16 protein-coding genes and 3 tRNA genes are annotated in these 25330 nt (G+C 39.7%); 2 read left to right on the plus strand and 17 right to left on the minus strand.

Features of this window, described 5'->3' with window-relative positions; translation table 11 throughout:
• Positions 1–4: 4 nt before the first annotated feature.
• From WC310_01945 to WC310_01955, 3 genes are all read right to left on the minus strand, one after another.
• On the minus strand, positions 5–748 hold the full coding sequence (locus WC310_01945; GenBank protein MFA5358568.1) for a hypothetical protein: 744 nt from the start codon (positions 746–748) through the stop codon (positions 5–7).
• Positions 749–777: 29 nt separating this feature from the next.
• Entirely contained in the window at positions 778–6876 is a 6099-nt protein-coding gene (locus tag WC310_01950; GenBank protein MFA5358569.1) for a tail fiber domain-containing protein, read from the minus strand.
• A 117-nt stretch (positions 6877–6993) separates the two neighbouring features.
• A complete protein-coding gene (locus WC310_01955) occupies positions 6994–7812 on the minus strand; it encodes a PAS domain S-box protein (protein ID MFA5358570.1) in 819 nt (272 codons plus the stop codon).
• Between the two features lie 136 nt (positions 7813–7948).
• On the opposite strand from WC310_01955, the gene WC310_01960 reads away from it, so the two are divergent.
• Positions 7949–9076, plus strand: coding sequence for an MFS transporter (locus WC310_01960; GenBank protein MFA5358571.1), 1128 nt, complete (start codon positions 7949–7951; stop codon positions 9074–9076).
• Positions 9077–9342: 266 nt separating this feature from the next.
• Here WC310_01960 and WC310_01965 read toward each other — a convergent pair whose 3' ends face one another.
• The 13 genes from WC310_01965 to WC310_02025 form a co-directional block, all read right to left on the minus strand.
• Positions 9343–11637, minus strand: a complete 2295-nt coding sequence (locus WC310_01965; protein ID MFA5358572.1) for an N-6 DNA methylase — start codon at positions 11635–11637, stop codon at positions 9343–9345.
• 139 nt (positions 11638–11776) lie between these two features.
• A tRNA-Ser gene (locus WC310_01970) sits at positions 11777–11867 on the minus strand.
• A 58-nt stretch (positions 11868–11925) separates the two neighbouring features.
• A complete protein-coding gene (locus WC310_01975) occupies positions 11926–13263 on the minus strand; it encodes an O-antigen ligase family protein (GenBank protein MFA5358573.1) in 1338 nt (445 codons plus the stop codon).
• 86 nt (positions 13264–13349) lie between these two features.
• Positions 13350–14768, minus strand: a complete 1419-nt coding sequence (locus tag WC310_01980; protein MFA5358574.1) for a flippase — start codon at positions 14766–14768, stop codon at positions 13350–13352.
• Between the two features lie 87 nt (positions 14769–14855).
• Positions 14856–15407, minus strand: coding sequence for a PH domain-containing protein (locus WC310_01985; GenBank protein MFA5358575.1), 552 nt, complete (start codon positions 15405–15407; stop codon positions 14856–14858).
• A 10-nt stretch (positions 15408–15417) separates the two neighbouring features.
• Complete coding sequence (locus WC310_01990) at positions 15418–15711, minus strand: hypothetical protein (protein ID MFA5358576.1); 294 nt, start codon at positions 15709–15711, stop codon at positions 15418–15420.
• A gap of 19 nt (positions 15712–15730) precedes the next feature.
• A complete protein-coding gene (ruvB, locus tag WC310_01995) occupies positions 15731–16771 on the minus strand; it encodes a Holliday junction branch migration DNA helicase RuvB (protein ID MFA5358577.1) in 1041 nt (346 codons plus the stop codon).
• Positions 16772–17298: 527 nt separating this feature from the next.
• Entirely contained in the window at positions 17299–17781 is a 483-nt protein-coding gene (locus tag WC310_02000) for a hypothetical protein (protein ID MFA5358578.1), read from the minus strand.
• Between the two features lie 29 nt (positions 17782–17810).
• Complete coding sequence (locus WC310_02005; protein MFA5358579.1) at positions 17811–18827, minus strand: radical SAM protein; 1017 nt, start codon at positions 18825–18827, stop codon at positions 17811–17813.
• Positions 18828–18934: 107 nt separating this feature from the next.
• Complete coding sequence (locus WC310_02010) at positions 18935–20371, minus strand: hypothetical protein (protein MFA5358580.1); 1437 nt, start codon at positions 20369–20371, stop codon at positions 18935–18937.
• A 193-nt stretch (positions 20372–20564) separates the two neighbouring features.
• Positions 20565–20650, minus strand: a tRNA-Leu gene (locus WC310_02015).
• An 89-nt stretch (positions 20651–20739) separates the two neighbouring features.
• Entirely contained in the window at positions 20740–21480 is a 741-nt protein-coding gene (locus WC310_02020; GenBank protein MFA5358581.1) for a hypothetical protein, read from the minus strand.
• 126 nt (positions 21481–21606) lie between these two features.
• Positions 21607–21682 (minus strand) — tRNA-Gly (locus WC310_02025).
• 106 nt (positions 21683–21788) lie between these two features.
• Here WC310_02025 and WC310_02030 point away from each other — a divergent pair.
• Positions 21789–23711, plus strand: a complete 1923-nt coding sequence (locus WC310_02030; protein MFA5358582.1) for a DUF2079 domain-containing protein — start codon at positions 21789–21791, stop codon at positions 23709–23711.
• Here WC310_02030 and WC310_02035 read toward each other — a convergent pair.
• Positions 23698–25326 (minus strand): hypothetical protein, encoded by a 1629-nt coding sequence (locus tag WC310_02035; GenBank protein MFA5358583.1) that lies wholly within the window; start codon positions 25324–25326, stop codon positions 23698–23700. The two genes, WC310_02030 and WC310_02035, sit on opposite strands and share 14 nt — an antisense overlap.
• Positions 25327–25330 lie beyond the last annotated feature (4 nt).

Genomic DNA, 25330 nt, shown 5'->3' on the forward strand with positions numbered 1-25330 from the left:
TAAATTATTTTCCGGAGATAACCAAAATGTCGGCATCCGGTTTACCTTCGCCCTCGGGCAAAGAAGAAACTCTGCCACCCAAAAGACCGGCGATCTGGCCTGCTTCCTTGCTGTGCGCGCCGGTTAAATCAATTACCAAAGTTTCCTTATAATCTTTTTTAGAGGCATCGCCCGAGACGCCAGTCTGATAGAGCGGGTAAGTCTTTTGCACCAGCTTTTCAGATTCACCAGCTAGTTCAATGGATTCCGTGCCATTGTAATAAGCGATCTTCAATCCGGTCAGAGCAACGGTTGCCGACTTCTCTTGCTTAGCAACATCTTTCTGATCAATAAAAATTGGCGCAACATTGATAATTTTGTTGGTGGATGGCCGATAGAGAATGGCTTGCATTGCCTTGGTATAAGCCAAAAGCTTGTCGCCATTTTCAGCTTTTGCAAAAAATGGCTGGTCTTTTAGTTTGTCTTTATCCATAATTGTTGCCACGGTTGGCGTTTCATCTGCTGGCAACTCCATTATTTTACTAACCGCAGATACTAAAGTTTCGGTTTCTTTTTGAGCCTCAATGTCTGGATTGGCTTTAAGCTGGCGATATCTATTAGAGTAATAAATTGATGTGGCAATTCCGCCAACGGCCAAAAGAATTATAACAACTGCCAGCCAGCGTTTTACTGCTGGGTAACTTGGAAATTTAGGCTTGCTTAATTTTTGTGCCGCATCAATACTAGATACTTTAACGTTCTTAAACATATCTTTTATTTAATAATAAATTACTTTTATTATTGCGCAACATCGCCATTATCTGGAACTGGGGCAGGTTCAACTGCAGGCTCTGGAGTTGGTTCGGGTTCTGGGGCGGGTTCTTCAACAACAGGAGCTGACTCTGGTTCAGGATTGGGTATTGGCTCGGGCACGGGCTCTGGCGCTGGAGTTGGTTCAGTAATAGTTTCTTCCGGTTCTTGCTCTGGTTCAGAGTTTGGTGTTGTTTCTGCTTCAGGTTCGGTTGGTGCTAACTCTTCGGGAGTAGTTATTACTGGCTCTGGTTCAGGAGTAATTTCAGATTCTGGGGCTTGTGTTGCTTCCACAACCACGGTAAATGCATTGCCCTTTTGGGCAAATACATGCCAATCAAAAGTTATGTCGCTTGTTTGAGCAGAAGAAATGTTAACGGTAAATCCGTTTGGCGTTTTATTATTAACAAAGAATGAAACAGCCTGGTCTGGCGTTATAGTGATTGCGGGTTTTTCTGTGTATGGAGTTGCAAATGTAATATTTGCTGAAGTTTGACCAGCCGTTATTATGGCCTCTCCAACCGTATCTTCGCCTAAGACTACATGACCAATAACTGATAATGCTCCAGAAATTGTTAATTCGTTTAAAGAAATAACCGAAATACCACCGGAACCGCTCTCGCTTGCCAAAGTTAATTGATTTTGAATTTCTTCAATCTCCTTTTGCTGGTCTTGAATGGCCTTTATTGCCAGTACACTTAACTTAGGATAGTCAACACCGCCCAAAACCGCCACACCATTTTCATCATAATTATAAGTATTGAGCAAAGGATCAACTTCGGCTACTTCTTCGGCAATCAAACCAACTTGCTGTTTGTCCATATCGCCGGATAAACCATGATATGTGTCTTTGTTCCAGTAGTAAGTTACCGGTCGCAACTTCATTGCTTCATCTAAACCAAAATGTAAATCTTCAACATTTGTTTTGTAAACGCCCAAAGAAGAATTACAAGCACTAGCAGAATAAGTAATACTTCCGCCGTTATTACACAAATAGCTCGTTCCAACACTCGAGCCCAAACCATTTATTGTTAAACCGCTAGCGCCGACATTCATAGTTACTCCAGCCGCGGCAGAATCAAAAACTAGAGGAGTTTGCCAAGTGGAGCCGTTCCAATACGAAATACCAAAGTCATTGCGTTCACTCGTTGTTGAATACGCGTCTCCGCGGCCATACAATTGCCAGCCTTTCGTGCTTGCACCACTCAAACCAGAGGTATTTCCACCTTTAGTTACAAATTCCAGATTAACGGCTGAGTCCCCCGCGGTTCCGGCTGTGCCTAAAATTTCCGAACCCACAATGTGCAATGCGGCTTGAGGAGCTGTCGTCCCGATGCCGACGTTGCCATCATTGTAATAAAGCGCCGTGCCATTACTTGTCCATTGATCCGCGCCTTCAACCGCCGGATAAAATTTAACGGTTACAGTATCATATCCCTGGGTCACCCTATAATAATTACCCTTTTTTATCGGTACCATGGCCGCGCCATATTTCGTATAGAGATTTTGATCATCACCTTGGCGCCACACAACAGTTTCGGGCGGATTGGTTGTGCCGACATAAATATACAAATCATTCATGTATGATCCGGAATAAACGGCACTCAAATAACCATCCGTGCCTGCTTGATAAATGATATCCGTAACCCTTGTTTGCCCATTGGCATAGTCAGGAACACCCATCCCTCCTCCACCATCTCCACTGCCGGTTCCTCCGATTACTCGCCAATAGGAAGTCGCCGCCGTTCCGGTTGAATCGTATTGCAGCGTCACCGAAGCATTAGCGGCAATAGTCAAATCCGCGTCGGTGCCAGTCAGAATTTTGTTGCCATCGCTGGATGATGCGGAACTGTTGGAAAGAGTTACGGCGTTCGCCGCGTCCACATTCATAAGAGTAAGAATTTTCCCATCCGCTCCGCCGGCGATACCGGTAATCGTTTGAGCTGTGCCTGAAGTATCCAGTTTGATAAGCGACACATTGCCAAAATTCACATTGTTGGCTGATCCGGCAGTGGTGTAGGTCGTTCCGGCTTTAAAAGCTACCGCTCCCTGGATGTCCATTGAAAGTCCGGTTCCGGAATTGGCAATCGAAAGTCCTTTAGCACTGGCGCTGGCGTTACTTATATTTAAAGATAAAATATTTCCTGAAGCGCTGGCGCTTGAAGTCGCCAAATTCAAAAGTCCTCCACTAGTGAGAGTATTGCCAGTCATTGTGAGACCAGTTTGTGTCGTTGCCGTTGACCAAGCCCAAGTGTGAGCATAACTTCGATTATCCAAAGATCCATTGGCGGTCGCGTCAACCAAACTACTTAACGCCACACCGGATGAAGCGGTCGAGCCGATTTGAGTGATCGATGCAAAAGATTGCCCTCCCATTATTGTTCCAGAGCCTGCAAACGCAACCAGTTTTACTTGCTGATTTGTTGTTGGCGTATAAATAATGCTACCCGATTTGCTCTCATAGGCGGCGGCTGAATTACCCATTCCTGTATTTGCAACTAGGTTAGTAGCACCATCATTGTCCCGCCAAGCAACATCAAACTGAGCTGAATTACTAGTATTACGCAAACTATATGAAAGTTCATAGGTTTTTCCGGCAGTCAAAGTAAACACGCCTGTGGAAGTATTATAAGGAATATTACCGCTAACCTGTGTATTGAACAGAATTGTGGTGCCGTTACTAACATCCTGATTAGATGAGCGTGTGACCATTATATACTCCACTGTACTAACCACATTCGTCCCCATGGCCGACCAGCCCTGAATCGGGATGGAAACATGCAATGAAAAACTTCTGTTTGCGGCATTCTCAAACCAATCAGAGCCAACCACATAATGATTTTCTGAGTATTCTTCTGTCTGAGCAATATTTAATTTATTTGGTGTTGCTCCTCCCCACACATACGCTGTCAGTATTTTTCTATTTTGATCTGTTGTTTGATTATAATCTCCATAACCATAACCAATATTTGTAGCTCCTTGACTTGGGACGCTTCTTGCGGCGGCAGACTGCAAAACAAGATTAGTGGTGTCAATATTGTATCCGCTAGGGATCGGCAATAGATATGTACCCGATCCACTATTACCGGCAACACTCATATAGTAGTCGTATTCTATTTCCATATTCTGCCCGACTCTTCGCCACCGCATTTTGTTGATGGTCACAGTACCGCCGCTTGGAGCAGTGCCGGTGGACTCTATGGAGAAGGTGCTGGTTTGCCAGTTGGTTATGGTTGCCACATCTCCGTTCTTGTTTTGCGATGAAATCAACACATTTGAACCGTCGGACCGAAAGACGACACTTTCACCCTGGTTATACAAGTAAACATCTTTGGTTATGCCGTCTATGGTTTGTCCGGAAGAAGCAGAGATTTTAACAAAATTAGTTGAGCTATCGGTTTTATAGACTTCAATCAGTTGTCCACTATTTTCGACTGCCGTCGGCAAGGTAACCGTTACAGATGCGGAAGTCGCATCGACTTTGACTGTTCGCGTCCAACCCGCCAATGTCGCATCGGCAGTTATACTCTGTAGTGTCGTTGCACCTCCTCCGCCGCCAACAGATGACCCATTCCATTGAAGTGATCCAGAACTATTGCTTAAAGCCGTTCCGCCGATGTAAATGGAACTTTCGGAAACATAAGCGTCTTTCCATTGCTTGGTACTTGAACCCAAATCATATGTTTCGTCGGTTCCCGGCAAAAGATTTCCGTTTATAGTAACGTTTCCATCTAAAATAATATTTCCTTTCAAGGTAATCGTATCAAGAGCCGAACCAATAGTTACGTTATCGGCTGTCGTATTGTCGGAAGCTATATTTATAGTATTGCCAGCTGTGCCTGTGCCAATGCTTATTGTTTTTGCATTATTACCAGTGCCAATATTTACTGCTCCTGTAGAATTTGAATCCAAAGTAATCGCCCCCGTACTGCCCGATGTAATTGATAAAGCTCCGGAGCCCGCAAGAGAAGCAACATTTGAAAGCGCACCGGCATTAATAACCAGACCATTGATTGTATTAGTAGATGTGGCGCCGGTAATGGCGCCGGTCACGCCAAGCGTTCCAGCAATAAGAGTGTTTCCACTCGCAGCTGTGACAGTAAATTTGTCGGTATTTATGGCCAGGTCGCTGGCTAAATTTAACCCTCCGCCTGAAGTAAAATCTGTTCCAGCTGCGCCGATGTTGAGCATCAGACCGTTTGCCATATCCACATTACCGGAAGTCATAGTTAAACCGGTAATGCCCGAGAGCGCACCAGAATTTATAATTAATCCGTTTATAGAATTTGCTAAGGTCGGCGCAATGATAGCTGAAGAGAAAGTTTTAGTTCCGCCAATTGTTTGTGATTGGGTTGTGTCAACAAGGCCAGACCATCCGGTGTTAAGCGAATCACTAGTTTTAACATAAAGCACGCCGTTTGCGGTATCAATTGCTAGCGAGCCTTCGTTGGCCGCAATTGAGCTTTCCGGAGTTCCGGCAGTATTAAAAATTCCAAAAGTATCAGTGCCATCGGCAAAATTCATCCATTGTCCAGCCGAAGTCCTGGTATATTTTGGCAAGCCTCCGCTGGTGATTGCAAAAGTTAAATCGTTACCAGCCAAAGTAATACCAGTTGCAGCATCAAGTGTTAGGGCATCAGCAAGCTTGGTAAAATTTAGCGAATCGTCAGCCAAAGCAATTGTCACAGCCGCATTTTCTGTTCCAGAATTGGCAATTGTAAAAATACTTTGTCCGCTGTCTGCAAGTGTTGCAATATAGTTTCCAGTAGTATCGGTAGCAAGAGTTACTTTGTCTGCGCCAATTGTAGCTGCGCCAGTATTATCTATTGTAATGTCTCCAGACATTACAACGCCTGTTGCCACGTTTGAACTGTTGCCAACAAAAATTAGGCCGCTGTTCAGACTTTTTGCAAGTTTTTCAGTGTCCAGTTCAACAATGGCGTCTTGTACGTTTGTGGCAACAATATTTCCACTGACTATATTGTCAATTTGGTCTGCATCATAATCATGTGCAGAGGCTGTAACAGTGCCTTGCCTGCCAAAAACAGAATCAACGGCATTTGAATTATCAAGCTTTTCCCATTTTGTGCCGTTGTGCACCACCCAATCTCCCACAGTGTAAACAATTGCACCGCTGCCAAGATTTTGAGAACCGCCTGCCGCAACTACATAATATTTTCCCTGTTGGCCGCTAGTAGGAGCGTCAGCCAAGGTTGGTGTGTTGTTTGAAGCGTCCCAAGTTCCCTGGTACACAAGCGCTCCCGTAATACCAGAAAGAAAATTCGCTCTTGTGATTTGTCTTACTGCGCTGGCGCTGGAATCATATATAGGAATCAAGTCTGCGTTATCAATTACACCTTCGCTTGTCAGTCCGCTAATATTTAAAGAAAAAGCCCCACTTGAAAGTGAAAGCCCTGTGCCGGCCGTGTAAGTAGTATTATTGTCGGTTGAGCATGCCCAAGCTGAACCATTCCACTTTATTATTTCATTTGTAGCACAACTATTTTGTCCCAATTTACCAAAAGTTATAGTTGAGTCAGCGATGTCGGCAGTGGCGATCGTGCCGTCAATAATTTCAGAAGATTCAATTGAAGCACCTAAACTTGATGAAAGCGTGCCACTAGAAAAACTCAATCCAGTACCGGCAAGATTAGTATAAGTATTGCCACCAAGAATAAAGCCGTTACCGAAAGATTGAATGCCCGTCCAGCTGTTGGCATTAGTCAAATCAAGCGCGAAAGATGAACCGGAAAGCGAAAGTCCGCTTCCAGCGGTATAGCTCGTACCACCCGCGTCTGCCGCCCAAGTAGGCAGTCCGCCGGATAACTTTAAAACTTGGCCATCGGTGCCGGCTGATAAAAGCGACCAGGCATCGGACGAAGAAAACAACATGGCTCCATTGGTAGCGGTGTCAGATGTATAAACCGGCGCAGTAACACCGCAATTGCTATCTGCAGGACCGCAAGCTGGCGTAAGTGTTTGGCCAGGAGAATACATAACCGCTCCTGCGCTTTGAGGAAACACGACACAAAGCAATAAAATCAAGATGACAAATTTGCTTATAATATTTAAAAAATTATTTACCATACTATAATGAAAACAGCCCAATCTAAAAAGATTTGGGCCGCTCATGAGCCGCGTAGCTTATTTTTATTTATTATAACAAATTTTTATATATCCAATAATATTAGCCTGTGGATAAAATTACTTTTTCATCCAATTTAAATGTCTATATCCCACAAAATCTCCCAGATCGTCATAAAACGGCGAAGCTATACTTTCGCAATCTACAAAGTGACCATCTTTGTGTTTTGCTCGAAAACATGGGATCCGGAAAGATTGTCTTTTATGAAATAAAGCTTTCTGATTGTTATCACGCCACTCCGCTTCGTCGGGCGCATACAACTCTCTAACGTTTCTACCCAATAACTCTTCCTGTTCGTAGCCGTAAAAATTTCTTACTTGTTTGTCCACATACAAAAAATTGCCGCTTGAATCCATTTCCGTAACAAAGTCGCAATGGTTTTGAGAGTCAAACTTATTGCGCGACTCAAAGGCCTCGTCGGGGAAAATAACTTTATCAACAATTCTTAATATATAGTCACGGCCGTTTTCCTGAAATGATCGCATACAAATTACAATCGGAACCTCGCTTCCGTCTTTTGCCTTGTGACTAGTATCCCAGCGAAAGTATTTAAATTTGGTAATTTTTGAGATAAAAATTTTATCCACACTCCTCTGCTGTTCGCTAAAATAAAGTTCGTTGACATTTTTACCAACTATTTCGTTCAATGAAAAACCAATATTCCTTTCAATAGAAGGACTGGCGTTGACTATCTTTCCATCATAGGATGTAAGCAACAAATATCTGTTAGACTCGTCTCCATCGGCAATACCATTAAAACGCACAATTTTTCCACAACGGTCGCATTTAAGCTCCTCATAGCTTTTAAGCAACATCCCTCTTATAATCAAACGATTACAGCCGTCACAACGATATTCGTGTAATAGATAAGAGTCCATAAAATATGTTATAATATTATAACATATTTTATAAAAAACAATGAATAAACTCCGCAATATTTTTTTATGGGCGCTCTATGACTTTGCCAACTCTTTTGTTTATATCGCTTTCTTTTTGTATTTCAGCCAGTGGGCAGTGGCTGACAAAAATGTCCCTGACATTTGGTTTAACCTTTGCCTTGCCACCTCTTCTGCTATTTTATTACTAACTGCTCCGTTTGTAGGAATAAAACTTGATGAAAAATGGCAGAACATTTCTGGCCTACGTGTTACCACCATTGCGATTATATTTTTTTATGGACTCACGGCATTTTTCGCGCTCAAAAATTATGCCGTTCCAGCTCTTGCATTTTTCACCATCGGCCAATATTTTTTTGCTTTATCATTTTCTTTTTATACTCCGCTTATCAATGTTATTTCTCCGCCAAATAAACGCGGCTTGGTTTCGGGAATTGGTTTTGTGGGAAATTTTATGGGAAATATCGCGGGGCTGTTGCTTGCTGCGCCTTTTGCAACAGGGAAAATAAATTTATTTGGCGAATTAAGCCGCGCCGAAACTATAGTACCGGCGATCAGTGCTTTTTTGTTATTTTCCCTGCCAATGCTGCTGTTTTTTAAAGAACCTAAAAAAGAAAACACAACCACTCAGCTTGAGGGAAATTTTTTGCAAAAAGCAACGAGTATTTTTCAAAATCGTAATATTTTAATATTTCTAATTTCGTTTAGCTTATTCAATGGAGCCATTCTTACGGTAATAAATAATTTACCAATTATTTTTGAAAAGGTTTGGAATACAACAGATAATACTAAGGCGCTTATAACGCTAGCAACGGTTATTGCTTCGGTAATCGGCAGTTTCCTCTTTGGTCATTTTGCCGATAGATTTGGAGATAAAAAAATCCTTGTTTTAATACTTATAAGCTGGATTGTTCTATTGCCAGTCACAGCCATAATGCTGAATTTTTATTATTTTGTCATATGTTGCATTATAAGCGGATTGTTTATCGGTGCAAATGCAACCGTATCCCGAACAACAATGACCAATCTGGCCACAAATAAAAATTATAACCTGGGTTTTTCGTATTTTAATATTATTGAACGCGCCTCAATTATTATCGGTCCCATAATTTGGGGAACTGTTGTTTCAAGTTTTACTAGTTTTGGCATAGCGCGCTATCAATTTGCCCTATTAGCAATGGCGCTAATTGTTTTCTCTGGTTTAATTTTTTTGTTAAAAAAAAGCCGCCCATTTTCTAGCGGATAAAAAATAATTATGCAGGCATCTTTTTGCTAAAACTCTTTATTTACTCAGGTTCAAACTTGGTAATCTGGCGGTGACGATGTCCCGAAGTTAGAACCTAAAACGTCTTATAGACGGCCAACTTTCTGGACTCTTGATCCTATTATAAAGAATTTGAGGCATATGCACAAAGAACATCCAGAATGGTTTGAGGTGCCTAAACCTAAATCTGATAATGGTAAAAACGTAATCGAATATTCTATCTGACTTGAGAGTAAGTAATGTTGAATCTATTCATCGTCCTGTTTTTCGAGAATATCATCCTCAAACTTAATATCCAGCTTCTTCTTCAACAGCTTAACTTTATTTTCCAGCTCGACAATTTCTCTGATTTCTTTAACTAAATCATGTTGAACACTTAGTGGTGGTAGAGGAATTTGCAAATCCTCAAATGTTCCTCTTCTAATCGACGGATATCCTTCATTTAATAAAATATCTTGTGCTTTAATGTTTATTAAACAATTCAAAAGATAATAAGGGTCTACTTTGTCCTCATTTGGTATGATGCAAGCAAAATGACTTACAACATAAGCATTGCACCCTAGTATTCCTCGATGGTTTTTTAACGCAGATTTACCACTCTTAGGGAATAAGATTGTCCCCTTAGAAAACAGCCTTAACCCCTTAATTCCCTGCTCATTCAATAAATCTCTGGTTTCTTTAAGATTGAAAGCGATGTGTTCTTTTGCCAAATCAGAAACTCTAACAAATGGATAGGTTCCGTTTTCAAAAGAATCTAGGTCTTGCGGTGCAGAATTTCCAAAAGTTACTGTAGCAATTGATTTTAGACTTACGCTCTTATATCTTCCTGATGGTATTCCATTTGCCGTATATAACGATTTTAAAAGTTCGTATTTCTTTTTCCTTATTTCTGCAATTTCTAAAACATCAAAATGAATACCGTCTAATAAATTATCAAGATCATTTTTTTTAGTTGGTTTTCTGTAATTATCTAGAGTATATCCGTCTGATTTTACGTCAAAAAACCATATCTTCTCTTTCTTTTCAGATTTATCTTTTATTTTTACATGAAGAATACTAGCTTTTTGCGGAGTATAAGGCAGAAACACACCAGAAGGTAGCGACACTACTGTTTGTAAATCAAATTTCTCTACCAACCACTCCCTATCTTTTTCAAATTTAGAATCAAATAAAAAACCTTCTGGGACTATAATTCCTGCGCGACTATTTATGTTTTCACTGTTAAGTGACTTCAAACAGTGCTGCAAACAAATACTGTCTCCATTTTTAGTCGGTAGGTCATATAAATTACCCCATTCTGTTTCCTGAGAAAAAGGTATGTTAGTTATAACTACATCATATTCGTTTTTAACTGGGTGTTCTAAACTATCCATCTGTTGGATATTGCTATGTCCATCACCAATAAGAATCATGTTCATTTTTGCAATTCGAGCAATGCTCGTTAATTCTCTCCCATATACAGTATTTTTTCTCAAAATCTCATCTGAGTTTTTATTTTGAGGCATCCTGTTGTGAATATATTTAAATGTTTCGGTTAGCATACCTCCGGTTCCACAAAAAGGATCATAGACCTTTTCTCCGAGTTGCGGATTAAGTAACTTTACAAGAGTTTTTGCAATATGACGTGGAGTAAAGTACTGTCCCATGTCATTACTATTGCCAGAGCTGTATGATTTCAAAAAATATTCAAAGGCATCTCCTTTTATATCAGCATTAGTATCTATTAAAGATAAAGGATCGAGCATGTCGATAATCCTTTTTAATCTTTCTGGGTTTTGAATTCGAAGATCAGTAAAAATGTTCGCATCATTGAACCTTTCTCTGAAGTATTTCAACACTATAGAATTTATATACTGTTTTAACTCGTTATCATTCTTATTTTTAAAGAAATTCCATCTGAATTCTCTTGGTATAACGTTGGCGACACCGTTTTGTTCGTTTAAATCCTCTCTCTCAGAAATAATTTTTAGAAATAAAAGATTGGCAAATTCACTAAATCTGTCAACTCCAGCATGTAAGCCTTCTCCTCGTAAGATATCATTCGCTTGATCAAAAATACCTATGAGCTCTTTGCGTGACTCTATGACTTTTTTGTCTTTAGTAAGTACATCACTAGTGTCTATGTATTGTAAAGCAATATACTCTTTAATGAGTTCATCCAGTTCCTCTCCATTAAGAGTCAGCGGCTTTTTTGTCTTAATGTGTAATGTTTTTGTAAAAATTCCATCTGTTGCAAAAACGATAGGCGCTTTGATTTTTTGAGCATAATCCAAGCCCTGTTTTAAGGCCTCGTGTATATTTTTTCGAGTTTTCTTTGCTTCAATAACTATTATTGGCTGATCGGAATTTGATTTATACAACACATAGTCAGGTCTCAGTCCGCCCAAAGCTTTTTTCTGCTCAACAGTCTTTGGTTGTTGTTTATATACATTTCTTTCGTGACTTTTTGGGTCACTAACCCATCCCAAATTTTCCAGGGTACGGTCAATCAAAGTTTCCGTATCTCTTTCAATTGATAAATTATAGATATCGTCTTTATGCATATAAGTTAATTATGCAAAAAATAAAAATATTTTACAAATGTGCCGACATTCTAAAAAACGAAAAAATACCCTTTAAAAATCACACTTGTAAAAAGTTATCCACACTCAAGTTTTTAATCCAAGTTCTAACTTGGACATCTGGCGGAGAGGGAGGGATTCGAACCCTCGAGACCCTTACGGGTATACCGCATTTCGAGTGCGGCGCCTTCGACCAACTCAGCCACCTCTCCAAACAAGTGAGAAGAAACGAGGTACAAGGAACAAGCAGGAACAAATGCTCGTACCTTACTACTTCTTATTATACTCTTTTTTGTCCTCCGTCAAGATAACGCCAATACTAGCTCCATACGCCACCACCGACATTAACCCAAAAAACATCCACCACAGTACCGCCAGATCGTTTTTAAAATACGGTACGTCTACAAGACCGTGAACCAAAATCGTTACCATTGCTGCGACCAGTCCGGCAGTAAAAATTTGTATTTGACCTTGTTTTTTATCCTTATCTTTTCGCGAAAAAACAGTCCTTAATCCTATCCAAAAGTAATGAACGATCGATCCCAAAAAAACTATCAGTCCGGCTAGACCCAGTTCCGACCAAAAGTTTATGACGAAATTATGCGGATACAAAAATATCTCGATATATTTTGCCTGATGATAAGGCACTATTGCGCTCTGATAACCGGCTAGTCCCGCGCCGAGCAACCAATGATTCTTAATCATGTTCCAGCTCTCTGCCCAAATCGTTAATCGTACACTCCCCGACCAATCAGAAAAAGTCAGCTTTTGCATAATACTAGATGGCAAGCCAAAAAGTAAAAAGTAGAAAATAAGAAACAAAATAGCTCCAACGACATACCAACGAGTTTTTTTGACAAGCAAACCAAAAACTACTAAACCGGCAGCCAACCCAACTAATGCTCCGTCGGAATGCGCCCACCAAATCGCCAAAGCTCCACAGACTATAGTTGAAACTAAAAAAACTATTTCTAACACTTGTTGTGCGCTGCGGGCTGCGTGCCGTTTTATTGAAACCAAATATCCCACCATCATCATCACAATCGGCGCAACAAAAAGCCCAACCGCGTTTGGGTAGCTGTAAAAACTAGTCACGCGAGGTCCTTCACCTAAATACCAATATTGATATGGCACCAGAAAACCATTGGTAAATTTTTGAATAATCGCAAAAACAGAAATTACCAACGCCACCAAACCAAGGGAATGAACGACGTTTCTTAACTGCTCTGAGGTTTTAATCACACTGGAAAAAATTATAAAAAACAATATTGCTTCAACAAAATACGCCTTCCAAATACCGGCAGCCCGTACTAATTCTGGCGAGACAAGCATTGAGATGGTGGCAATAACCAAAATCAAAACAGACCATTTGGCAAACTTGCTTTGCGGCCAAAGTTCAAACTTACTCGATATCGCGCGCCAAAACCAAACCAGAAATAAAACTAAAATTTCCAACTCCAAAAGCGTCAATGGTAAAAACCCTAGCTGCAAACGAACGCCATAGCTAGGTAGTGTCAACAAAACCAAATACACGCCCCAGTCGAGACGACGAATGCAGACGTAGGCGAAAAATAATAGATAGATTGTAATCAAAAGGTAGGTTAACATAGGTAAAATATTTAGGGGCTAGTATTTAGTGACCAGAAAAAGACAACTACCAAATACCAAATACTAAGACCTAAATACTAAAATGATTATTTAACTAAATTTTGCAAAAGCTCTTTATTAATGCCACCGATCAGATAAAATATTGCGGCATAAGTTACCGTACCTACTATCAAGGAAACTAACAACCCGCCGCCATACCAACCAACCACCAATAACACAGCGCCCATCACCAAACTAGACAGGAGCGCTTTATTAAAAATATTAAACCCTACTGTTTTACCAGTAGCCCGCGTTACCACAAAGATAGAAATTACTAAAATCATCATCTCGGCTAACACCGTTGTCCATGCCGCCGCAAAGTAAGAATATTTCGGTATTAGCCAAAGATAGCCAGCTAAAGCAACAACGGCGGTAACAAAAAACCCTTTAAGGATTTGCCGTTGGCGTTCCAGGGCGATAATCGCATGATTAAAAATAGTGCTAAAATATATTGCTCCGGTGGCAATAATTAATATTTGCAAAAGCGGTCCGGCGTCAGTAAAGCCTTGACCGGCAACTAAAAACATGATTTTTTTTGCTAGCACAATACCGCCAATCATCATTGGTAGTGTCACCGCGCAAATAAAGTCCCAAGATTTTTGCGTAATCTCCCAAAACCGTTGTCCGTCTTTAGCCGCCAATGACGCCGACATTAACGGTAAAACTAACCCCATAAAAATATATGGCAATCCGGCTAAAATTTCCAAAACTTTATAGGTCGCACCATAAATCCCGACCTCTGCCTGACTGCGTATCAAAGACAAAATCAATGTGTCAGCCTTGAAATAAACCAAATTGAAAATGATTGACAGACCGATCGGCCATGATTTATAAAATACTTCTTTCCAAACCGACCAGTCAAAAGCTAACCTGATTCTTGTAATCGAACGAGAAAGTATAAATAAAAGCAAAAAATTCACCAGATTGCCAATCGACACCGCCGCCATAATCGCTAACAAGTTCCAACCGAAATAAACGGCTAATACGGCGCCAAAAAATATAATTGACCGACCGACCACATCGGCGATAGTCGCTTTCCCCATTTTTAATTCACGCTGAAAAAGACCGAGTATCAGTTGATTGAGTGAAGTGAAAAACAGCGCCCAAGTGGTAACTAAAACGCCCCATTTAATAATCGCTGGATAGGGGAAAAACCAAACTACTAAAGGCGCTAACGCAAAAAAGAACAGTGCCGAAATTAGACGAAAAGTAAAAATATTGGAAGTTAATTTTTCCGTCTCATCCGGTCGCGACGAGATCATTTGAACGATAATTACCGCCAAGCCGAAATCGACTATGATCCCAAAAAACTGCAAAAAAGCGATAATCGTCGAATATTGACCAAAGCCTTCTCGTCCCAAATAACGGGTCATGACACCAATCGTCAACAAACCCAAAATCATCGCGACAGCTTTGCCCGATATCTGGATAAAGGTATTTTTCAAAACTTTTTTTACTACTGACATTGGTATTATCTTATCATCGTTTGATTTTTTTTTCTACCATCAAAAAAACGGCTAGACAGCCGCTTATTTTTTAGACTCAAAAAAATATTATCCACTCATCGCGCTATTTCGACGGCGGCACTCTTCTGACAAAACCATTATTTTACGCGCCACAGCGTCGGCATGAGCAACTTGCTGCAAAATAGTATTAGACACAGCACCAGCGGCTTGAACGCTGATATTTCCATAATGTAACAGCGTCGGGACAAAACCGCTAATATCAGCATTAACATCTTGCACCCGATCAAGCTGCAGTTCTATAAGCGATCGGGAAAAAAGACCTTTTTGTTCTATACTGATTATCCTTTCAGTCGTTATTACCCATACATCCAGCCAATAATCGAGAAACCCGGCAAAAACAAACAACACTACAAATAACATATAAATACTGCCCGCCAAAAAAATTAATGCGTGCAACATCTCGTCATCCCAAATAATGGGGAATTGTGAAGACAAAAACCAACGAATCACCCATGGCACTAACAAAAGAATAAAATAGATAACAAATTCTTTAAAAACTATAAAACCATGACGACGGACCACCATCTGGACGCTCTCTCCTTTCTCCGGCATTGGTAAAAATAGTCTAGCTCTCATCATAATATAACAACTAAAAAGTTTCGTTAATTTCATTAATCGCCTGTTCTTCACTACCGATATTGAACCCGCTGATCCCCGGTGGGTTAAACTCGAAACCTTCTTTCCAGTTGACTTGACGAATATAATCAAAAGAAACAAACATGATTATTATTGTCGCGGCGATAAATAAAAAAGTAATAAAAAACGTGGCAAAGTCCCAAAAAGAAAACCGAATAGCATGATATATGTTAAAAAAGGCAAAAAATAAAAATACAACCACCAAGCCTATGTAAAGATACAGAAAAATGGAAAGAGGAATTAGCATAAAAATTAATAATTGACTTTTAAAGCCCCAACTTGCTTTGATAATCGCTAGGAACGTTTTTACCCAGATGTTCATAAGCAGCCGGCGTTACTATCCTACCACGCGGGGTACGGGACAACAATCCTAGTTGCATCAGAAACGGCTCATAAACATCTTCTATTGTTTCAATCTCTTCTGCAATCGCGGCAGCAAGAGTGTTCAGCCCCACTGGTCCGCCGGAAAATTTGTCTATTATTACTTCTAAAAGCCTCCGGTCGACCGCGTCCAGACCAATATGATCAACTTCCAACATCTGTAGAGCGGATAAAGCCGTATCTTTTTTTATCTTACCATCTTCCTTTACTTCCGCATAATCGCGGACTCTCTTTAATAACCGATTAGCTACACGCGGGGTTTGACGAGCGCGACCGGATATTTCGACGGCGGCATCGCTATCCATCTCGATTCCCAATATTTTTGCCGAACGACCGATGATTTGCTGAATGTCTTTATTGTGATAAAAATTCAAATGATAAATATTGCCAAAACGATCGCGCAACGGAGACGACAAAGAGCCGATCCTGGTAGTCGCCCCGATTAAAGTAAATTTAGGCAACTGCAAGCGCAGTGTCCGCGCCGAAGGACCTTTGCCGATTATAATATCCAACGCGTAATCTTCCATCGCCGGGTAAAGAACTTCTTCCACCATTTTATTAAGTCGATGAATCTCATCTATAAACAGAACATCTCCTTCGGCTAAATTAGTCAATATCGCTGCCAAATCTCCAGCGCGTTCGATCGCCGGTCCGGAAGTAACACGAATATTGACATTCATTTCTTTGGCTATAATATGAGCAAGCGTCGTCTTGCCAAGTCCCGGAGGACCATAAAGTAAGACATGTTCGATCGGTTCTCCACGACCCTTTGCCGCCGACATGAAAATCTCTAGATTCTCTTTTACCTTTTCCTGGCCAATATAATCTTGCAATTTTTGCGGGCGTAAAGTAACGTCAAAATTGGTTTCTTCTTTTTTTTCTTCTGGGTCGATAACCCTTTCTTTTTTTGGCTTTTTTTGAGTCATAATATATATAAACCGACCCACTTAACTATTTTTTATAAAACGCTAAAATACCAATATTGGCACACTAGTTACTTGAGGAAAGAAAAAGTCGACTCCCGCTGAAAGTCAAAAACTTTCATTAAGGTCTTATGACTGAAAAGGGATCGGCCAAAACCAGTTCGGCGTACAAGCTGGCGTGCGTTGCCAAAACTGGGGTTGTAGGGATGGTCAATGACTCAACGCCAAGAGTCAAGAAAGTTACAAAACCTTATCAGGTCTTTCTGCACCACCACCCTGAAGACGGGTGCCTACCAAAGCTTTAACAGCATTATTACGACCCCCAAGGCTAAGCAAGAACTAGTGTAAGCCAACCATTCATCTAAAGAGTTTCGCATTTTGCGAAACTCTTTTTCTTTCTAATGACCTGCCTTAATTTTAGCCTTTTAACCGCTATAAATCAAGCAGTGATTTTATTGTTTGTTGTTCTACTTTTTACTATAAAAAAAGGGAGGTCGCCGTTTGGTCGAGTCTCCCTTTGTATGAATATTTTATTTTTTCTTCTTATTTTTTTTATCCGGCAACGAATACCGGAGCATTCCCTGACCGCCGCCCGGACCGAACGGACGACCGCTGGGAAGTCCTTGTTCGAATACCGACGACAACGAATCGGGATCGACCTTTTTCACGAGATCAATTAGTAGATCGTCGATATCCTTATAATTCACTCGTTTAGTCTCGCCGTCATAATCGGCAAAGACACGATTGAAAGCAAAAATCATTTTCAAATTATCGTCCAAGAAAACACCGTAGATGTTGTCGGTCTGGTTGCGACCGAAAATTTTGAGCGCCAACTTGCGTTGGAACTCCGTAATTTGCTGACCAAAGGTTACTTCGAAGTCCTCCAGTCTGCTGGTTTTTGCCTGCATCATAATAAGATATAGAAACCTTTCCTCCTCCTCACCGGGCAAAACCACATAAACTTTGTGGTTTTGTAAATCCTTAGTAATCAACCTGATAGCATTGTTGGTCATTTCCTTGTCCTCCTTCTGGTTTAAGATTATCAACTCTGAAAACTTCTGACAAAGCAAAACGGCGAGCTGTGCAAGTAGCCGTAATAAGCAAACGACTGGCTATTGCAGCCACCGCGGCATTGGTTCAAATAATTACAACCGGCGCAATTGCCTTTTACGCTGCCAGGGTCAAACTGCCGATTGAAATCGAATATTGAAGAGCTTTTCCAAATCTCGCTCAAAGGTTTAGACTGGACGTTTTCACCGCGAATACCTCCTTGCAGCGAGAGACACGGCATAACGTTTCCGCTCGCATCAATACCGAGAGAAGAAATGCCAGCCGAGCATCCATTCCAGCAACCGGAACGAATTATATCAGGAGACGCTGCGCCGAAACAATCAGCAGCCTGGATACTTATTTGGCTAAACTGTTTTCGCAGCACGGCGACTTGCCGGCAAACTTCTCGAAATTCCTGCTCGCCCAAAAGCAGCTCACGACGTGTTTTCATCCTGCCAAAAGGCATGGCGAGCTGTATTTGCCAAGAATCTACTTCGGCGAGATCAAAAAAAGCGCCTAACCGCGTCAGCTCTTGATAGTTTAACTTGTGCAAAGTCGTAACCGCACAAATCGGTACAGCCAATCGCTGTAAGACAAAAATGTTTTTCATCAGCCCTTGCCAGCTATTTTCGTTTCTCCTTATTTTATTATGAACATTTTTCAAACCATCAATACTCAGACCAACCGCGAACGGCTGACTCTGCGTTATCGCTTCCTGCAGTAAGTCGGAAAATGGCTGCAAACCGTTGCTGATAAAACCGACCTTCAAACCCAACCCAGCGGCTGTAAGTAAAAGGCTTTCAAAGCCTTTTTTGAGAGTCGGCTCACCACCGGAAAAAACCACCTTTTCCACTTTCATATCAGCAAGCTGTGTTAACACCTCCTGCCATTGGCAAATCGTCAGTTCCAGCTTTTCAACCAAAGCCCTGCAATCCGAACCGCAATGCATGCAGTCGAGGTTACACCGCCGAGTGGTTTCTATCACCACTTCTCTTAATAAGTATTCCATCAGCCTCTCCTTATATAGAAAAAATATTATTAATATTTTAAAGTGCTACTTTAAAGGTTAAAACAGCTCGACCGCTCTGTCAACTAAACTTTTAAAAGCAACGGAAGCTATTTTACTGTCACTTTTACCCATTTATAACCAATATGATACTTAACTTTCAGCCAAGTTGTTCCCAAAGATTTTCCCGTCAAATTTCCTTTAAAATCTATTTGAGCTGTTTCAGTGTTCAAAACATCCCACTCTGGCAAAACCTGAACTGTATTATAATTCTGATCGGTGTGTTTAATTTCTAAACTTTTACTTTGTCCAATATTTAAATTTATTTCATCCACCTCTTTCCCTTTATCCAAAACTTGTATCCTTGTCAGATTAATCGGATCGACTACTGTTACAACACTTTTAAATGTCTGCCCGTTGTATTTGGCAGTGATTATAGCCGTCCCCAGCCCCATCGCCGTAACCAGTCCGTTACTGGAAACATACGCAACATTGGTATCGCTGGAAGAAAAAATCGGATTTACTACTGCACCTTTAAAATAAACAACTATTTTTTTAATACCGCAAGAGTAGGTTAACGGTTCATTTTTCGCTAACATCAGTTTAGCTGGATAAATAAAAGAATTGCCGCCGGTTATGGCTGTGATTGTTTTATTAATAAACAGCTTGCCGATCTGGTTATGAAAAACAATATTTCTGACATCGTTGTTTGCGCCGACGATATCTTTAGTGTGAGCATGGGCATAGCAAATATTGCCGTGCAAAAACCACAAAAAACCTTTTATCTGACCATGAGCAAAAGCTGTTTGGACATAATAATTTTGAGAACTTGTCAGTGGCTGTGGAACATTGATATTCCTTATATTTTGATATTCCTCATCAGAATAGCCGTTTAGTTGACCGTGACTTTGGGCTACTAAAAATATATCTTTGCCGGTATTTAAAGCCCACTCAACTCTTGGGTTAACATACCAATTGTAACATTTAGAAAAATTAACCGGCAACAAATGATTATATGTCGGACATCTTTCAAAAGTAAATGGTGGTACCGGATAAGCCGGATAAAAATAAGGATCTATCCCGACGTAATCGATATTGGAAGGGACCTCAGCATCAAGCCCTTGAGATAAACTGTAAGTAATTAACGATTTAGAATAAGGAAAATAAATCTTGGCAGTTTCAATCATTTCACTTAGTTGTTGGCTGGTAATTCCTTGCAAATCCGGCTCGTCATAAATATAAACTATGGCAACTTGTTTTTTTAATTGTTCGCTGTATCTTTCTGAAATTTTTTGCAGTTCATTGTCAATATTGTCTCCGGAAAAAACAAAAGACAAATTAATAATCACCGACATTTTTTCTCCTGCTGCTCTCTTTACTGCTAAAATATCCGTGGGCACGTCTATCATATAGGTATTAGTGTACCCTTTTACTTGCTCCAGACTGTGATCGGAAAAATTTTCACCGCTAAAATACCCATAATAGTCCACGGCGCTTGCCGGAAGGGCAAAGAACAAAAATAATATAATAACTAATGCTTTTTTCATTATTATAAATTAAATATAAGCTTCAAATAATTTAACCATATTATTAACTTTTAGTCAATAATTTTGACGTCTTAAAATCCCGCAACCATGATATTAAAATTATAATCTAGTTATTGCTTAAACTATTTTAAAATCAGATAAAAGTAAAAAATCAACTAAAAAACGAGTCTTTAAAACTCGTTTTATCGGAAAATGCCCGGGGCCGGGGTCGAACCGGCATGGAGTTTTATCTCCAAGGGATTTTAAGTCCCTCGTGTCTGCCAATTTCACCACCCGGGCAGACACCAAACTAAGCACTATTCTAACGAAATTATCTAAAAAGTCAACTAAAAGAAAAACCCCGCCATGTGACGGGGTGTGTTTTTTTGCTACAAACGGCAATATGCCGTGACAAACCCCTTACGCCACGGGGTGTCGGCATAAGGAGTGATTAGTCTGGGACCGTAGCCGTCACCATTGAAAAAATAATGACCCGGCTCTTCTAAAAGATCGATATGCCCTTGGTTAAATTTATCTGGATAGTGCAACGCCAAGGACACAACTTCGATCGGACGTAACGGTCGTAGTTTATGTTCGGCGAGCTCACGGACTTTTTGGCAGCGCAAAGTCGTTGGCTCGGTGTCGATATTGACGTTGAATATCAGATACAGCTCCGACTGATCTCCAGCGACCAGTTTATTGATAAGTCCTGAGGCGACCGTACCCGATCTCATCCTAACCTGTACCGCGTCCAAACGGTTGTTCTCAAGCACCAATCGCTTGCTTAGGATTTCCACTCCAGGCAAATTTTTTTCTTTAGCATATGCCAATTGCGAACGCAATTGGCTGATTTTTTTCAAAAACACTTCGCGCCGGATGTCAAAATGAGCCTTCAACTCCGGCACTAAAATTTTACCTAATTGAACGTCGATCGGTAAAATAACATGCGGAACTACCAAGAGAACTTTTACAGCCATATCATCACCATCACCGGCGTCGATTGCCGTCGTTCTCAGTTTGGAAATTTTTTCCCAAAACTGATTGTTTGAAACTTTGAGATCTTTTGTCAGACCCAATTTTATCAAATGTTCAAGCTGCCGCTCCAGAATTTGAAGGTAATATTGTGGCATGTTATGCCCTCCTTTTTTTTGTTAAAGATCTGTGAATTATTGATATTAACCTAACGGCATAAAAAAGTCAATACAACACTATTTTACCCTCTCAAACAAAAAACCCCGACTTTAATCAGGGATTTTTGGAGCGGCAGACCGGACTCGAACCGGCGACCTTCTCCTTGGCAAGGAGACGTTCTACCAACTGAACTACTACCGCATATTTTCCTTATACTTATTTTAATTTATTATAACCAATCTTAGCCTTTTTTCAACTAATAATCTATAATAAATCAGTGAGAATAGAATAGACTTTTTAAAGATTTATGTCAATACTAAAAAATATCTTATTACAAAAACATCGCCAAATACTGTGGTTCACGATTTTTCTTTATATTATTATCTTTAGTTTTTTTTGTCTTTATAAATACTACCATTTTGGCTACAACTCGCTTGATCTGGCAATACTCAACCAAGTATTTTTTAACACCGCCCACGGTGATTTTTTTGCTTCATCAATAAACTACCCATCATATCTTGGTGACCATTTCAAACCGATTATTTTGTTGCTATTACCCGTTTATTTTGTCTGGCAATCACCGCAAATATTATTAATTATCCAAACCTTTTTTCTGGCTCTTGCCGCTTGGCCATTATATCTGATCGGTAAAAAACTTTTTACCAACCCGCTGTATTATCTTATTTTACCGACATTGTTTTTACTCAACTCCACCGTTGCCAGCACCAATCTTTTCGAATTTCATCTTCTACCCATTGCTTATTTTACACTGTTTTTTTCTTTTTATTTTTATTTAGAAAAAAAGTTCTGGCCGTTTTTTATTTTTGCTTGCCTGAGCATGATGATCCGCGAAGACGTTTCTTTGTTTATCTTTTGTTTCGGTTTTTTTATTTTGTACGAAAACATAAAAACGAAAGAAAAAAGGCATTGGTATTGGTTTGTCGTTCCTATAATTTTGAGCGTGCTTTATTTCTTGGTCAGTTTAAAGATTATTTCTTATTTTAACACTGCTGGTGGCTACAAATTTATTACCTATTATTCCTGGCTAGGAAATAGCTTCACGGAAATTATAAAAAATTTCTTTTCTCATCCTTTGGTTGTAGTAAAACATTTATTTTTAAAACAAAACATTGAAATGGTTTTAGGCCTGCTTGTTCCTTTTGCTTTTTTCGTACCTCTAGCCAGCCCTCGCTACCTAATACTGACTGTATTAACCTTTGGTCAGTTTGCTTTGAGTAACCTGGGTGGTGGTGGTATAACAGTACAAACTCATTACGCGACACTATTAAACATTCCGTTGTTTCTCGCCGTAGGATCGTCTTTGAAAAGGATTAACGAAAACCAAATTTGGCAAAAACGTTTTTATATAATCACCGGCATTTTGTTTCTCGCTACTCTTTACTCAATGCTTCTGCTCGGACCTAAAATAGTCAGTCAAAATTCGCCAAAAAACATTGAAACGAAAAAAGAGTTTATCACTAAAGCATGCTCTCAGGTTTCTTTTTCTCAAAACGCAACTATTGTGGCTAGCTATGAAATTTTACCAATTTTTTCTTCGCGCTCTAACCTCTATCCTTTAAGCTATGTCTTCCTGGGGAAAAAACAATTTTCTACCGAAAAATATCTTCCGCCCCAAAATATCGATTTTTTACTTGCTGATATGGCCGAAACCATAACCTACCAATTCCAATTTGGCGACAAAAAATATTATCAAAGCGACTATTATCGAGGTGCTAAAAATTTGAGGGATTTTATTAATGAACATAAATTAAGTTATTCATGTTCTTTTGACACCACTATTTTGTTCGAAAAAAACACTAATAGTAATAATGGTTTGGGGTTGGTGGATATCACCCATGCGGAATCACAAAATAAATTCAACTGCCAGGGTTATGATGATAAACAAAATATAGCTTTTATATGTCAGACACAGTTTTCTCAACGACAAACAACCAACCACCAACTACAAATCCAGATTAAAAAAGACGAGAAAGAAATATACACCAAAATACTACCCTTCGCATATGGGTTTTACCAAACCACCGAGTTAGAAACGACTGATCTATTAACGATCAAATATCTTTTGACCATACCTCCGGACGTTGCTCAACAAAAAAACCAAATTTGTATAAATTTGGTTTATCTGGATGGCGACTATGTGTTAAATCAACAAAGGAGCGGAGAATTAATTGTTAAAAATATAAAAACAATCGACTCTAGCTGCTGGTAAAAAGCTGCTTCACTTGATAAATTTTCACATCTTGATTGCTGTATACTTCTTCCAAATAATCTTTTTGTCCTGGTTCAAAATAGCCGTTCCATTTTTCAAAATCTGAGTACCATATATAATCAATGCTATTTTTATTGAGCCAATTTTTCTTTTCCGCGTCTTGGTCGTTAGTTTTAAAAAACCAACTTTTCAAAAAATATCGACGTTGATAAAAATCTATCGTCTGATGACCATGCCCGGCATAAACGGTGCGACCAGAAAAAGCCGGGATTAGATTTCCTATCTGCACATCCGCCGCTACCACGTCGTTTGGTTTAACATTATTTTTAATCCAGGAAAAACCATCATAATAAGTATTAGGTATAAGATAAGGAAAATCCGGATCGATCAAAATGTCTATTTCTTGTTTGATTATTACAAAATTAGTTACAAAGAAACAAATTATCAAAAAAGAAACAAAAACGGTTGAATTAATCCATGTAGCATATTTACGAAATATCGGCGCAAGATAAAATATCCCCACTGACGCCAAAATCACCAAAGCTACATGCCAACCATTGCTAAATCGTCGTTGAACATTTAATGGTAAATAAACTAATACCAAAGATGTTATCGCCCAAATTATAATAAAATAAAACTTTTCTTTTTTTTGTTTTATTACCACCCAGACTCCAATTAATGCAAGAATAAAAACCAAACCATAACCCCAAAGATAACTTAAAAAAGGCGGCGAAACGGTCAAGTTTTGGTCAGCCCAGCCGCCAATAGCTATTTGCGTCTTAGTTATATAATAGTAGTAAACAGCCGCCCAGACAGAAATAAAAACGATCCAAAGATAGGTCGCTATGCCGTGCCAATCAATCCTTTTTTGCCGCCAAGTACAAAAAACCAAATAAACACCCAGCACGGCACAAATCGTCACGATATCGTAAGGATGAATAATCGCCAATACAGCCACCAGAAAACCTACTAAAAGAAATCTTTTTTCGTTAAACTTTTTAGTAAAAAAATAAAATATTGCCAAAATCAACGTTTGCGAAAAAATGAATAATGCTGAGTGTAACAAGGTTAAAAAAGTATTACTTTCCGAAATCCAAACATCTGTCGGCAAAAGCAAAAATACGTCTTGAGCGGAAAAAACCGGTCGTGAAGAAGAAATAATACCGCCAAAACCAGAAGCAAAGATTGTTAACAAAAAAACAATCAAACGTTTTTTTGTCGTAGTAAAAAAATAACTAATAAAAAAATACAAACATAACAAAAAAACCACGGCGGCGACACTACGTAAAAAAATAAAAACAAAAGCGTTTGACCAACCGGTAGCAGTGCCAATCCAGCCGCCGATCAGCCACAACGGTGAAAACAAAACCGCTTTTTGCGCTTCAGGAGTATACAGGTTTTTAAATAAAATTTTCCCTTGCCTGCCCTGTTCGATTAACGAAAAGTAAACGGCATCGTCTGATTTATTTATAAAATCGGGGGTAAAAAAATGATATTGTCCTCCAGCGCGCCAATAACCAAAAATCACTGGCAGCAGCGTCAGCCAAATGACCGCAACGATTATTACAAAAACTATTAACTTTTCGTAACGATCGACCCAGGCGTTCCAATCCATAATA

The organism is Patescibacteria group bacterium (assembly GCA_041653535.1).
GTDB lineage: Bacteria > Patescibacteriota > Patescibacteriia > JACRDY01 > JACRDY01 > JBAZFH01.

Bases quoted from the DNA above. Each gene is read 5' to 3' on its own strand.
- WC310_01945 (MFA5358568.1), bottom strand. From the start codon at position 748: ATGTTTAAGAACGTTAAAGTATCTAGTATTGATGCGGCACAAAAATTA.
- WC310_01950 (MFA5358569.1), bottom strand. From the start codon at position 6,876: ATGGTAAATAATTTTTTAAATATTATAAGCAAATTTGTCATCTTGATT.
- WC310_01955 (MFA5358570.1), bottom strand. From the start codon at position 7,812: ATGGACTCTTATCTATTACACGAATATCGTTGTGACGGCTGTAATCGT.
- WC310_01965 (MFA5358572.1), bottom strand. From the start codon at position 11,637: ATGCATAAAGACGATATCTATAATTTATCAATTGAAAGAGATACGGAA.
- WC310_01975 (MFA5358573.1), bottom strand. From the start codon at position 13,263: ATGTTAACCTACCTTTTGATTACAATCTATCTATTATTTTTCGCCTAC.
- WC310_01980 (MFA5358574.1), bottom strand. From the start codon at position 14,768: ATGTCAGTAGTAAAAAAAGTTTTGAAAAATACCTTTATCCAGATATCG.
- WC310_01985 (MFA5358575.1), bottom strand. From the start codon at position 15,407: ATGATGAGAGCTAGACTATTTTTACCAATGCCGGAGAAAGGAGAGAGC.
- WC310_01990 (MFA5358576.1), bottom strand. From the start codon at position 15,711: ATGCTAATTCCTCTTTCCATTTTTCTGTATCTTTACATAGGCTTGGTG.
- ruvB (MFA5358577.1), bottom strand. From the start codon at position 16,771: ATGACTCAAAAAAAGCCAAAAAAAGAAAGGGTTATCGACCCAGAAGAA.
- WC310_02000 (MFA5358578.1), bottom strand. From the start codon at position 17,781: ATGACCAACAATGCTATCAGGTTGATTACTAAGGATTTACAAAACCAC.
- WC310_02005 (MFA5358579.1), bottom strand. From the start codon at position 18,827: ATGGAATACTTATTAAGAGAAGTGGTGATAGAAACCACTCGGCGGTGT.
- WC310_02010 (MFA5358580.1), bottom strand. From the start codon at position 20,371: ATGAAAAAAGCATTAGTTATTATATTATTTTTGTTCTTTGCCCTTCCG.
- WC310_02020 (MFA5358581.1), bottom strand. From the start codon at position 21,480: ATGCCACAATATTACCTTCAAATTCTGGAGCGGCAGCTTGAACATTTG.
- WC310_02030 (MFA5358582.1), top strand. From the start codon at position 21,789: ATGTCAATACTAAAAAATATCTTATTACAAAAACATCGCCAAATACTG.
- WC310_02035 (MFA5358583.1), bottom strand. From the start codon at position 25,326: ATGGATTGGAACGCCTGGGTCGATCGTTACGAAAAGTTAATAGTTTTT.